Genomic DNA, 12,736 nt, shown 5'->3' with positions numbered 1-12,736 from the left:
CGTCGGCCTCGTTCGTCCCTGAGATACCCGCCTTAAGGCGTCACGATGTTGAACCAGAATTCAAAGTCATCCAGCGAACCAAAGACATCGTTCAGCTTGGCCTGATCTCCGGTGATCTTGACGTCTCCCTTGGCAAGCGCATCTTTGAGCGTCGTCTGCTTCAACATGATGTCGTTCAGCGTGTTGCGGGTCAGCGACACGCTTGCGCTGGGCTCCTTCGCCAGTTTGCCTTCCGTGTGATTGAGAACACTGTTCACCATCTCCAGCGTGTACTGCTGCTTGGTATCGGTGAAGTCTACGTTCAGCACGACGTGCTTGCCTTCGGCTTTTTCACGGTTCAAGCGAACGGCGAAATAGTCAAAGAGCATGTCCAGCGTCATAGCTCGCACGGTGTCAGGGCTGGCGGTATCCGGAACGGGCAGCTTCTTCACGCCTTCGCGTAGTTCCTTGGCGCCCGTCAGATAGAAATTGCGCCACGGGCCGCTTTCAGCCTGATAGCCCATCTGTTCCAAGGCATCGGCTTGCAGGTCGCGCGCAGCCTGATTCTTCGGGTCGGCAAAGACCGCATAGTTCACCACCTCGGCGACCCACCGGTAATCCCCCTTGGCGTAGTACTCGCGGGCTTTCTTCAGCAGCGCATCCGTGCCGCCCATCATGTCGACATAGCGCTTTGCGCCTTCCTCGATGGGTAGTGTATGCAGCGTGGCAGGGTTGCCGTTGAACCACCCCAGGTACAGCACGTACGTTGCGCGCACGTTGTGGTTCAACGAGCCGTAATAACCCCGGTTGGAAAACTTGGTGGCAATCGCCTTCGGTAGCCTGACCTGTTCAGCGATTTCCTCCTTGTTGTAGCCCATGTTGGCCAGCCGCAAGGTCTCGTCGTTGATGTACCGGTACATGTCACGTTGCATGCCCAGCTGTTCCTGCACTTCCTTCTTGCCCCACACCGGCCAGTGATGCATGGCGTACATGACTTCCACGTCATCGCCCCACATGGCCAAGGCTTCGTTCAAGTACTTCGACCAGGCAAGCGGGTCACGAATCTTGGCGCCCCGCAAAGAATAGGTGTTGTGCAGGGTGTGGGTGGAATCTTCGGCCGTGTTCAGCGCCTTCTTTTCCTTGATGTAGTACAGCATTTCGGCGGGCGCTTCGCTTCCAGGCGCGTACAGGAATTGATACGTCAGCCCGTCGATGGTGCGCGTTTCGCCCGTCTTTTCGATAATGTCTGTCGGGGGGATCAGGGTCACCGTGCCGGCCGAAGTAGTAGTGCCCAGGCCGGCGCCTACCTGGCCCGTCGGGCTGGGCGGCAGCAGGTTGCCATACATGTAGCTGGCGCGCCGGCTCATGGCCGTGCCGGCCATCACGTTCTCCGCCACCGCGTGTTCCAGAAAGCCCAGCGGGGCATAGATCTTGACCTTGCCAGCCTTCACGTCGGCCTCGTCCACCACGCCGCGCACACCGCCGTAGTGGTCAACGTGGCTGTGCGTATAGATCACCGCGACGACGGGCTTCTTCGGCCGATGTTGGTAGTAGAGATCCAACGCGGCCTTGGCGGTCTCGGTGGAAATGAGCGGGTCCATGATCGTCAGGCCGTCCTTGCCTTCGACGATTGTCATGTTGGACAGGTCCAGGTTACGCACCTGGTAGATACCGTCCATGACCTGGAACAGGCCGGAAATGTTCAGAAGCTGCGATTGCCGCCACAGGCTGGGGTTGACGGTATCCGGGGCGTCGGAGCCTTCTTTGATGAAGTTGTATTTGGTGGGGTCCCACACCAGGTTGCCCTGTTCGCCCTTGATCAACGCCGCCGGCAGCGGGGCGATGAAACCCTTGTGGGCCAATTCAAAAGAAGTCTTGTCCGAAAATGGCAGCTCTTTCAGCAGCGCGGCGTTCGCCTGTTTGGTCGCATCTTCAGCAGGCTTGGGCGCCTGTTGTGTCCAAGCCGAGGTTGATGTGGCAAGAAACAATGTCGCCAATGCGGCCGACGCTAGGCGACTGCCCTTCAATGGCTTTCCAGAGGGATACAGGACAGACGAGAGTGAATTCACACAGCGGATGAGCTTCATGATGACGACTTCTCCATACATTGAGATCGGCGGACCGGTTTCAAAAACGGGGTTCTATCGGGCAATAAAGTCACGCAACTACGGAAACCTGGGGTCTAGCCTACACAAAAAATTACTAGCAGAACATTAAATTTGGTAGCCAACTGGTCGGCCGAGTTTTTCCCGGTCGTCTCGATTTTTGCTTGTGCTGGCTTAATGTCCTGTTCTGGCCGAGAACGGTCTTCAAAAGAAGTTTCAGTCCTTGAAACGCGCCTGCGCGCTTTCGAAATTTCGGAGGGTGCGGTCCGTGGGACCTGAGTCTCGGTCATGGCGCTTCTCGCCACGTAGTAGGTGCGGGTGACGATACAGAGCATGGTGCGAGGCTAGCCGAGTGCTCGAGACGTCCATGTCTCCTCCCCAATGCCCGTACGGGCATATCCCAGATCTGCCGGCTTGGGCTGTCGCGCTAATTTGATCGCGACTATTGCAAAGTTCGCCTTTCTTCAGCCTGCAGGCCGTCCATCCGCACAAAATACGAGGAGATGCCCGCGCAATAGCAGGTGTTGACCACCAAAGCCAAAAGGCGAACTTCAACGAAAAAAGGCGAACTTTATTCCTGCTGCTCAGGGTATCCCCCAATCACTTTCCCCTTGCGGAAACTCAATCCCCTATAGGACACTTTGTGTCATTAAAGCCGACACGGCGCAATCAAGGGGAATGGCATGAAGGTTTTTCGCAGGATAGCCGCGCTAACAATAGCGCTGGGTTTGACGAGCGGCGCGCAGGCTGCGTATCCGGAACGCACCATCCGGCTGATCGTGCCTTTCGGCGCGGGTGGCATTACCGATATCGTCGCGCGGCAGGTGGGCAAGGGCATGGGCGATGTCCTGGGGCAAACGCTCGTCATCGAAAATCGCCCCGGCGCGGGTGGCGTCATCGCCGCCCAAGTAGCAGCCACGGCGGCGCCCGACGGCTATACGATTTTCATGGGAACGGTGGGCACGCAGGTAGTGAACCCGCTGATCTACAACAAGCTCAGCTACGACGCGAACGCTTTCGCGCCGGTGGGCCTGGTGTCGGGGTCGCCGTTTGTGCTGGCGGTGCGGGCGGGTGTACCGGCCTCCACGTTCGACGCCTTCGTGACCTATGCAAAGGCCAATCCCGGACGCCTGAATTTTGGTTCGGCGGGTAACGCCAGTTCGCCGCATCTGGGTCTGGAGCTGCTGAAGTTGACGGCCGGCGTGGACATTGTGCATGTGCCGTTCAAGAGCGGTAGCGAAGCGGTCAACGCCGCTGTGGGCGAGCAGGTGGATGTGGTGATGGACGCCAGTTCGGTCATCATGCCGCACGTGGCGTCGGGCAAGCTGCATGCCCTGGCGGTGGCGTCGGGCGAGCGTTTGGCGGCGGCGCCGGCTGTGCCCTCCAGCGCCGAAGTCGGCGACGCGGCTTTGCAGATCAGTTCCTGGAATGCGTTCTTTGCGCCGGCCGGCACGCCGCCCGAGGTGCTGGCCGCCTTGAACGCGGCCTTGCAAAAGACGCTGGCATCCCCGCAATTGAAAGACCGTTTGGCGTCCCAGGGCACGCAGTTGTATACCGGGTCGGCTGACGAATACCAGCGCTTCATCAAGGCCGAGAAGTCAAAATGGGCCGACATCGTGAAGCGCGCCGATATCAAGATGGATTGATGGCCTGCATCCCGGGCTGCGAGTCAGGCTGCAATCCGGGATGCCATTCAACAAGTAATTCAGCAACGAATTCAACAAGTAATGCAGCAACGAATTCAGCAAGCGATTCAGAAAGCGATTCAGCAAGAAATTCAGGACTTACGCCGTGGTTGAACACGGCATGACGGAGACATGATGAACGATACGATGCATCTGGGAAAAGACGAACTGATCGCGCGGGCGCAAGCCGAGATGCAGCGCCAGTTCGACACCCCGCAGTGGAGCCTGCGCGAACGGCTGGCGCTGACGTGCCGCATTCTGTTCGACGGCGGGCATGACTCGGGCCTGGCCGGGCAGATCACCGCGCGCACGACGGAGCCGGGCCGCTATTACACGCAACGCCTGGGCCTGGGCTTTGACGAGATCACGGCCAGCAATCTGTTGGTGGTGGACGAGGATCTGCGCGTGCAAGAGGGCGGCGGCATGCCCAACCCGGCCAACCGTTTTCATTCGTGGATTTACCGCGCGCGGCCCGATGTGAACTGCATCATCCATACGCACCCGCTGCACGTGGCGTCGTTGTCGATGCTGGAGGTACCGCTGGAGGTGTCGCACATGGACAACTGCACGCTGTACGACGATGTGGCGTTCTTGAAGGACTGGCCGGGCGTGCCGGTGGGCAATGAAGAAGGCGAGATCATCTCGGCCGCGCTGGGTGACAAGCGCGCCATTCTGCTGTCGCATCACGGCATGTTGATCGCAGCGGGCTCGGTGGAAGAGGCTTGCGTGCTGGCCTTGCAGTTCGAACGTGCCGCGCGCATGCAACTGTTGGCGATGTCGGCCGGCAAGATCCAACCCATTCCGCCCGAGCTGGGCCGCGAGGCGCATGACTGGATCTTGACGCCCAAGCGGTCGCAGGTAGGGTTTTCTTATTACGCGCGCCGCGCGCTGCGTTCGCATCCGGACGTGCTGGCGTAAACCACAGGGCCGGGGGGAAGAAGGCCGATCAGGCGTAGGGCGTCCAGGTGAAGCACGGGAAGGCAAGCACCGTGCAGGCGCAGAGCGCTCGACGGCGGCGCCGCTTTCGGGCATGCTTACCGGTCGGATTTTTGCCCTCCCGCCCATGATCGATCTGCCCCACCGCCTACGCACCCTGCGCCGTCAGCAAGCCCTGTCCCTGGAACAGCTTGCGCAGCGCACCGGGCTGACCAAAAGCTATCTGTCCAAACTTGAGCGCGGCTTGAGCGAACCGTCGATTTCGACGGTGCTGCGCCTGGCCGAAGCCTATGGCGTGGGCGTGTCGCAGCTTGTGGGCGCGGATGACGCCGCGCAGGACGAAGTGGTCAGCGTGGTGCGCGTGGCCGACCGCGAGGCCCTGCAACGCGGGGGGCTGGGCTCGCAATACCATTACGAGTCGCTGGCCGGACGCCGCAAGGTCAAGGCGATGGAGCCCTTCGTGGTGCATCCGCCGCGCGAATTTCCCGACGCCACCGCGGTGTTTCCGCACCCGGGCGAAGAATTCCTGCTGGTGCTCAAGGGCGCCATCGAGGTCCACGTGGGCGAACGCCAGTTGCGCCTGGAGACCGGCGATTCCCTCTACTTTGATTCCGAACTGCCGCACCGCATGCGCACGGTCAGCCGCGCCATGGCTGAAGTGTTGGTGGTGGCGGCGCATTGAACCCAAGGCAAGCCATGACACACGCCCCCTCGCGGCTAGTCCGCATTGATGCCGGCCCGATGAAGAACCCGGCGCCGGGCAAGCCCCGCCGCCCGATCTCGGGTGACACGGCTTTTATGTCGGAGACCTTCTTCGAGGGCAATGCCGGCAAGGCCGAAGCCGGTGTGTGGGAAAGCACCGCGGGCGTGTTCCAGGCCAACACCACTGGCTACATCGAGTTCGGCACCATCATCGAAGGCGCGGCGCGGCTGGTGGACCCGGACGGCACGGTGCATGAACTGACGGTGGGCCAGGCCTTCGTCATGCCCGAAGGCTATACGGGTCGCTGGGAAGTGGACCAGTTCGTGAAGAAGATCTACTTCATCAGCCGCACGGCGTGAAGGTAAGCCGATCAGCAGGGGGGCTGCGCGGCAAGTAGGCCCTGCGCCAGGTTGCCCTGCGCCAGCGAACCCCGCGCGGCGGACTAGAATGTTGCGCAGCCGGCCCCTCGCCGGCATGCAACCTTAAGTTCCTGTCAGGAGCCCGCCGTATGACCGCCATTTCCGCTGCCCCCACGCCCGGCGCAGCGTTGCCCGCCTTCACCGCGCAGGTGGACGTCATTTCGATCCAATCCCAAGTCGTCTACGGCTATGTCGGCAACAACGCCGCCATGCCGATCTTCCGCCGCGCGGGCCTGCGCGCCATCGCGGTGCCCACGGTGGTGCTGAGCAACACGCCGCACTACCCGACGCTGCACGGCGGCGCGGTGCCCTTGGACTGGTTCGCCGGTTTGTTGAAGGGGCTGAACGAGCGTGGCGTGACCCGCGTGGCGCGCGCCGTGGTCTGCGGGTATCTGGGGCAGCCAGGGCAGGCGGACCTGCTGGCAAGCTGGTTGCCGGCCTTGCGCGCCGCGCGGCCGGATCTGCGCGTGCATATCGACCCCGTCATGGGCGACCGCAACGACGGCTTGTATGTGGATGCGGGCCTGGTCGCGCAGTACCGCGACTTGCTGGTGCCGCTGGCCGATGGCATGACGCCGAATCACTTTGAACTTGAAATGCTGGTGGGCCGGCCCTTGGCGACGATGGACGAGGTCGTGGCGGCGGCGCGTGAACTGATCGCGCTGGGGCCGCAGTGGATTGTCGTGACCAGCGCCGCGCCGATGGCGGCGGCGCCGGGTGCCTTGCAATTGGCGGTGGTCACGCGCGACACGCTCAACGTCGTGACGCATCCGGAGATTGCCATCCCGCCGTCGGTGCATGGCACCGGCGACGTGTTCATGGCCAGCCTCACGGCCAAGCTATTGACTGGCCAGGACCTGCTTGAAGCGGCGCGAGAGGCCGCGGCGCAAGTCACGGCCACCTTGCAGCGCACGCGCGAGCTGGGTTGGGAAGAGCTTGCGGTGGAAGGCTAGGCCAGCCCGCAAGCCAACCCAGCAACCAACGCAGCAACCCAAGCGCGCCCCGGTCTTGATGCGGGGCGCGCAGGTCAAGCCATCAATACATCTTGTACGGCAGGAACTTGCCGCTCATCACGATCTGCACGCGGTCGCCCTTGGGGTCGGCTTCGCGCTGCAAGTCCATCTTGAAGTCGATGGCGCTCATGATGCCGTCGCCAAACTCTTCATGGATCAGCGCCTTGAACGTGGTGCCGTAGACGTTGATCAGCTCATAGAAGCGGTAGATCAGCGGGTCCGTGGGCACCGTGGTGGGCAGCGAACCCTTGTAGGGCACCACTTGCAACTGCACCACGGCGTCATCCGGCAGGTCCAGGATGCGGGCGGCGGCCAGCGCCTGTTCCTCGGTCAGCGTCATCTGACCCAGCAGCGCGGCGGTGGTCCATTCCTTGCTCTGGCCAACGGCTTCGGCGATGGCGCTCCAGGACAGCTTTTTTTCCAGTTTGCGGGTAACGACCAGTTCGGTCACTTCAGCGCGGGACATCATGATGGGGTTCCCTCCTTGTGGGATGCCTTGTCGACCAGGAAGTCGACGAGATGGTTGCGAATGTCGTAATAGCGGGGTTCGTGATGCAGGCTGGCACGGGTCCGGTCGCGCGGCAGGTCCACGCTGACGGACTCGGCAATGCGGGCGTAGGGGCCCGCGCTCATGAGCAGGATGCGGTCCGACAGCAGAATGGCTTCGTCCACGTCGTGCGTGATCATGAACACGGTCTGGCGGGTTTGCTGCACGATGCCGCGCAGCTCGTCCTGGATGGTGCCGCGCGTCAGCGCGTCCAGCGCGCCGAAGGGTTCGTCCAGCAACAGCATCTTGGGCTGAATGGCGAAGGCGCGCGCAATCCCCACGCGCTGCTTCATGCCGCCCGAGAGTTCGCTGGGCTTCTTGCTGGCCGCCTGCGCCAGGCCCACCATGTCCAGGTAGCGCAGGCTGTGTTCGCGCACTTGCTCGCGGCTATAGGCGGGCCAGCGCGAACGCACGCCGAATTCCACGTTTTGCAGCGCGGTCAGCCAGGGCAGCAGCGCATGCGCCTGGAACACCACGCCGCGTTCCAGCGACGGGCCCGAGATCTGGCGGCCGTCCATGATGACGACGCCTTCGTTGGTGTCGTCGATGCCGGCCAGCACGTTCAGGATGGTGGTCTTGCCGCAGCCGGAATGGCCGATCACGCAGACGAACTGGCCTTGCTCGATGTCGAAATCAACGTTCTCGAAGACGGGCGGCTGGGGCTGGCCGTTGCGCCCGGGGTAGCGTTTGCCCAAGCCTTGGACTTGCAAGAATGCATGGCTCATGGCGTTACTCCCGATAGCTGACCAGCCGCGCGGCGCGAGCCAGCACGGTGTCCAGCAGCATGCCGATCAGGCCGATGAAAAAGATGGCGCAGATGATGTTGGCAATCGACAGGTTGTTCCATTCGTTCCACACGAAGTAGCCGATGCCGGTGCCGCCGATCAGCATTTCCGCTGCCACAATCACCAGCCAGGCGATGCCGACCGATATGCGCATGCCGGTCATGATGGTGGGCGCGGCGGCGGGCAAGATCACTTGCAAGGCGGTGCGCAGGCGCGAGACTTCCAGCGTGCGCGCCACGTTCAGCCAGTCTTGCCGCACGGCGCCTACGCCAAACGCCGTGTTCACCAGCATGGGCCATAGCGAGCAGATGAAGATGACGAAGATGGCGGATGTGTCGGCGTCCTGGATGGTGTAGAGCGCGAGCGGCATCCAGGCCAGGGGTGAAATGGGCTTGAGCACCTGGATGAAGGGGTCGAAGGCGCGGTAGACGGTCTTGGACATGCCGATCAGAAAGCCCAGCGGAATCGCCACCAACGCGGCCAGGCTGAAGCCGGCCAGCACGCGCGCTACCGAATAAGCCAGTTGCACGCCGATGCCCTTGTCGTTGGGGCCACGGTCATAGAACGGGTCCTTGATGTGTTGCCACAGCTTTTCACCGACGTCGGCCGGGCCGGGAAACGGCGTCTTGGAACCGCTGGCCGCGGCATTGCCGACCAGCGCGGCGTAGGCCGGGTCCACCGTCACGTCGCCCGTGTCGGGGCGCGTGGCGGCGTGCCACAGCAGCAGAAACGCCAGGAACAGCGCGACGGACAGAAACGTCGCCCGCCAATATTGCACTGACCGCATCAGGTTCTCCGGATCTTGAAGCTGGCCAGGTAGGCCTCGGGCTGCGCGGGGTCAAACGGTTTGCCCATGATGCTGAAGGTCTTGGCCGTTTCGGCGGGCGGGGTCAGGCCGGCCTCGCGCATCAGGCGCACGGCGTCGGTGGCCAGGAAGACTTCGCTGGCCACCTTCTGGTAGTCGATGTCGCCCTTGACCTGGCCCCAGCGCTTCATCTGCGTCAGGATCCAGACGGCGAAGGACTGCCACGGCATGGGATCGAAATCGATGCGGTTGGGGTCCGTCAGCACTTTGCCCAGACCGTCGGCGTAGGTGCCGGTCAGCACCTGTTCGACCACGGTGACCGGCTGGTTCAGGTAGTTGGGCGCGGCGATGGCGGCGGCGATTTCCTTGCGATGCGCGGGGTTGCGGGCATAGGCGGTGGCTTCGATGATGGACTTCAACAAGGCCTGGTAGGTGTTGGGCATGGTCTTCACGAATTCCTGGCTGGCGGCGAAGGCGCAGCAGGGGTGACCATCCCAGATGGTTTTGGACAGCGTGTGGATGAAGCCCACGCCGTCGTAGACCGCGCGCTGGTTGACCGGGTCGGGCGCCAGGAAGCCGTCGATGTTGTCGGCGCGCAGGTTGGCCACCATTTCAGGGGGCGGCACGGAACGGATCTGCACGTCGGTGTCGGGGTCCAGGCCGTGTTCGGCCAGGTAGTAGCGCAACAGGTAGTTGTGCATGGAGTAGTCGAACGGCACGGCGAACTTGAAGCCCTTCCAGTCCTTGGGGTCGCGGCGGTCCTTGTGTTTCATGGACAGCGTGATGGCCTGGCCGTTGATGTTCTCCACGGCGGGCATGGTCCACGGCACGGCGCGGCTGGCGCCGACGCCCAGCGAGATGGCCAGCGGCATGGGGGACAACATGTGGGCGGCGTCGTATTCGCCGGACATGGCCTTGTCGCGCACCAGGGCCCAGCCGGCGGTCTTGACCACTTCCACGTCAAGCCCTTGCTTGGCATAGAAGCCCATGGGGTGCGCCATGATGATGGGCGTGGCGCAGGTGATGGGAATGAAGCCGACCTTCAGCTTTTGTTTTTCCAGCGGGCCGGTGGATTGCGCGAAGGCTTCGCGGGCGGCGGCCAGCGGGAAGATCGACGCAATGGCGGCCATGGCGGTGCCACCGCCCACCGCGCGCAGGAAGCGGCGGCGCAGGCCGTCTTCCGGAAACAGGGCGCGCATCACTGCCTGGTCCACGGCGTTGTCCGTGACGGACTGCACGGCGCGGTCATGTTCGGCTTGCGAGGCGTGGCGGCCGCAGCCGCAGGCAAGACGGCTGTTGGCGTCGAACGGATTGCTGAATAGGGACATGGGATGGCTCCGGCCAGGGGGGGATTGGAGTCATCATGGGGCCGGGCGCGCGGGGCCGGTATCCCCGGTTCGACGATATGCGTGTAGGGGGTCTACTACGCGGTGCGACGCTGCGCCGTGCTGGTGCGCCTGGCGGCTACAGCGCACCCAGGTGGTGCGTGTTGGCGTAGGCCACCAGTTCCACCAGCGTGCGCACGCCAAGCTTTTCGAAGATGCGGCTGCGGTAGGTGGAGATGGTGTTGACCGACAGGGCCAACTGTTCGCCGATGGCGGATACCGAACGGCCGGCCACCAGCAACTGCAAGACCTGGAATTCGCGGTTGGATAGTTGTTCGTGCGGGGGGCGGGTGCTGTCCTGGCGCACGGTGTGGGCCAGCAGTTCGGCCACGGTGGGGGTGACGTAGAGCTTGCCGGCGGCGGCGTTGATCAGGGCGGACAGCAGTTCGTCGGGGTCGCAGCCTTTGTTCAGGTAGGCGTGGGCGCCGGTGCGCAGGGCGCGCACGGCGAACTGGGTTTCGGGGTAGACGGACAGCATGACGACGCCCAGGGCGGGGTAGTCGGCGCGCACGGTTTTCAGGACGTCGAGGCCGTCGCGTTCGCCCAGGGCCACGTCCAGCACCATGGCGTCGTAGCGGGTCTGGCGCAGCGCGCGCAGGGCGGAGGGGGCGTCGGCGGCTTCGTGTACCAGGGCCACGCGCGGGTCTTCTTCCAGAATGCGGGCCAGGCCTCGGCGGATGATGAGGTGGTCGTCGACGATGAGCAGGTTCAGGGCCATGGGGCGGGTCAAGTCGGGTTCAGACGCGGGATTCAGGCGCAGGTGGGGTTCAGGCGCAGGCGGGCGCGCATGCCGGCGCCGGGGGCGCTGTCCAGGGCAAGGTCGCCGCCGATGCCGCGCGCGCGTTCACGCATGCCAAGTATGCCGAAGGTGTGGCGGGCTTCGGGCAGTTGCATGCCGATGCCGTCGTCTTCCACGGTCAGCAGCAGGCCGTCGTCGCTCCAGACGGCGCTGACGCTGACGCTGCGGGCGCAGGCGTGGCGTTGCACGTTGGTGAGCAGTTCCTGGACGATGCGGTAGACGGCGATTTCGGCGTTGCGGTCCAGGCGGCGGCGTTCGGTGTCGGGGGGGCACAGGTAGCGGCATTGCAGGCCGGTGCGGGTTTGCAGGTCTTGCAGCAGGGTTTCCAGGGCGGCCCACAGGCCCAGGTGGTCAAGGACGACGGGGCGCAGGTCGCTGAGGATGCGGCGGGTGGCGCCCATGGCGGTCTGGGTGACTTCCAGCATGCGGTCAACGTGGGTTTGCAGTTGGGGCGTGGCGCCGAGTTGGCGGCGCAACCAGTTCAGGTCCAGTTGCAGGGCGGTGAAGGATGCGCCCAGGTCGTCATGGATGTTGCGGGCGATGTGGGCGCGCTCTTCTTCGCGCAGGGTGGACAGGTGGGAGGACAGGCGGCGCAGGGAATCATGGGCGTTGCTGAGTTCGGCGGTGCGTTCGCCAACGCGGCGTTCCAGCAGGGCCTGGGTGCTGTGCAGTTCGCGTTCGATGCGCTTGCGGTCGGTGATGTCTGAAAACGTGACGACGGCGCCGACGACTTCGCCGTCGTTGCGGATGGGGTAGGAGGCGTATTGGGCGTCAAAGCAGGAGCCGTCGCGGCGCCAGAGCACTTCGTCGTCAACGCGCACGCCACGGCCTTCGCGAAAGGCCTGGAAGATGCGGCAGTCATGCACGGGCATCAGGGCGCGGTCGGCGTGGGAGTGATGGATGAGGTAGTGCATGTTGCGACCGACAACTTCGTCAGGGGTGTAGCCGAGCAGGGTGGCGCCGGCCCCGTTGATAAAGATGCAACGGCCACGCAGGTCAATCCCGTAAATGCCTTCGCCGGCGGATTCCAGCAGCATTTCCAACTGGCGGCGCCAGGCGGCGTGGTGGGATAGGTGGTTCAGGTCGGCAAACATGATGGGGCTTTATGGCGGCGCGGGGCGGATTTTGGGGGGAGTTTACGGGAGGCTTGGTGTGGAGGGCGTGAGGGAATGCCCTTGGTGTGCGGGGGGCTTAAGATGCTTGGGACGTGGTTCTTGAGACGCCCCGGGGCGTGGTTCCTGAGAAGCCCGGGGCGTGGTTCCTGAGAAGCCCGGGGCGTGGTTCCTGAGAAGCCCTGGGCATGGTTCTTGATATGCCCGGAGCATGGTTCTTGAGACGCCCGGGGCGGCGGCGTCCTGGCGGCGCGGGTCAACGATTGCGGTCCGGAGCCTTCGCTCCGGACTGCCCCGTCGTCATCCTCGTTGCCGCCTGCGGCGGCTGCCTTCGGATTCCCTCGGGCTTATCGACTCCCCGCGCCACCAGGCCACCGCCACCCCGAGCTGCGCCGCGGAAACTTGTCGGGCGCTGGGGCGGGTGGTGTGCTTGGCATGCTTCTGTGAGGCTGGTTGGGGAGCG

General features: G+C 63.7%; 12 protein-coding genes. 5 read left to right on the top strand and 7 right to left on the bottom strand.

The features are described from left to right. Positions 1-32: 32 nt before the first annotated feature. The gene (locus tag P8T11_RS11555; RefSeq protein ID WP_268081817.1) at positions 33-2,006 is read right to left on the bottom strand and encodes an alkyl/aryl-sulfatase; all 1,974 of its coding nucleotides are present in this window, start codon (positions 2,004-2,006) and stop codon (positions 33-35) included. A gap of 761 nt (positions 2,007-2,767) precedes the next feature. Between P8T11_RS11555 and P8T11_RS11550 the strand changes: the two genes are divergently transcribed. From P8T11_RS11550 to pdxK, 5 genes are all read left to right on the top strand, one after another. After that, a complete protein-coding gene (locus tag P8T11_RS11550; protein WP_268081818.1) occupies positions 2,768-3,730 on the top strand; it encodes a Bug family tripartite tricarboxylate transporter substrate binding protein in 963 nt (320 codons plus the stop codon). Positions 3,731-3,904: 174 nt separating this feature from the next. Then, positions 3,905-4,687 (top strand): aldolase, encoded by a 783-nt coding sequence (locus tag P8T11_RS11545; RefSeq protein WP_268081819.1) that lies wholly within the window; start codon positions 3,905-3,907, stop codon positions 4,685-4,687. Positions 4,688-4,832: 145 nt separating this feature from the next. Continuing rightward, positions 4,833-5,387: a helix-turn-helix domain-containing protein gene (locus tag P8T11_RS11540; RefSeq protein WP_100856886.1), complete on the top strand. Its 555-nt coding sequence runs from the start codon at positions 4,833-4,835 to the stop codon at positions 5,385-5,387. Between the two features lie 14 nt (positions 5,388-5,401). Continuing rightward, positions 5,402-5,767 (top strand): cupin domain-containing protein, encoded by a 366-nt coding sequence (locus P8T11_RS11535; protein WP_268081820.1) that lies wholly within the window; start codon positions 5,402-5,404, stop codon positions 5,765-5,767. Positions 5,768-5,916: 149 nt separating this feature from the next. Continuing rightward, positions 5,917-6,780 carry a pyridoxine/pyridoxal/pyridoxamine kinase gene (gene pdxK / locus P8T11_RS11530; protein ID WP_268081821.1) on the top strand — a complete coding sequence of 288 codons (864 nt, stop codon included), beginning with the start codon at positions 5,917-5,919 and terminating at the stop codon, positions 6,778-6,780. Between the two features lie 82 nt (positions 6,781-6,862). Here the strand turns inward: pdxK and cynS are convergent, their stop codons facing one another. The 6 genes from cynS to P8T11_RS11500 form a co-directional block, all read right to left on the bottom strand. Continuing rightward, positions 6,863-7,306 carry a cyanase gene (cynS, locus tag P8T11_RS11525; RefSeq protein WP_268082381.1) on the bottom strand — a complete coding sequence of 148 codons (444 nt, stop codon included), beginning with the start codon at positions 7,304-7,306 and terminating at the stop codon, positions 6,863-6,865. Continuing rightward, positions 7,306-8,112, bottom strand: coding sequence for an ABC transporter ATP-binding protein (locus tag P8T11_RS11520; RefSeq protein WP_268081822.1), 807 nt, complete (start codon positions 8,110-8,112; stop codon positions 7,306-7,308). Before P8T11_RS11520 ends, cynS begins: the two co-directional genes overlap by 1 nt. A 4-nt stretch (positions 8,113-8,116) precedes the next feature. Then, entirely contained in the window at positions 8,117-8,959 is an 843-nt protein-coding gene (gene ntrB / locus P8T11_RS11515; RefSeq protein ID WP_230695894.1) for a nitrate ABC transporter permease, read from the bottom strand. Next, positions 8,959-10,305 (bottom strand): CmpA/NrtA family ABC transporter substrate-binding protein, encoded by a 1,347-nt coding sequence (locus tag P8T11_RS11510; RefSeq protein ID WP_268081823.1) that lies wholly within the window; start codon positions 10,303-10,305, stop codon positions 8,959-8,961. Before P8T11_RS11510 ends, ntrB begins: the two co-directional genes overlap by 1 nt. Before the next feature lie 136 nt (positions 10,306-10,441). Further along, entirely contained in the window at positions 10,442-11,080 is a 639-nt protein-coding gene (locus P8T11_RS11505) for a response regulator (RefSeq protein WP_050450344.1), read from the bottom strand. Between the two features lie 32 nt (positions 11,081-11,112). Next, positions 11,113-12,255: a sensor histidine kinase gene (locus P8T11_RS11500; protein WP_268081825.1), complete on the bottom strand. Its 1,143-nt coding sequence runs from the start codon at positions 12,253-12,255 to the stop codon at positions 11,113-11,115. Positions 12,256-12,736 lie beyond the last annotated feature (481 nt).

This window comes from Achromobacter spanius (assembly GCF_029637605.1).
Classification (GTDB): Bacteria; Pseudomonadota; Gammaproteobacteria; order Burkholderiales; family Burkholderiaceae_B; genus Achromobacter; species Achromobacter spanius_E.
This window is presented reverse-complemented; position numbering and strand designations above follow the sequence as displayed.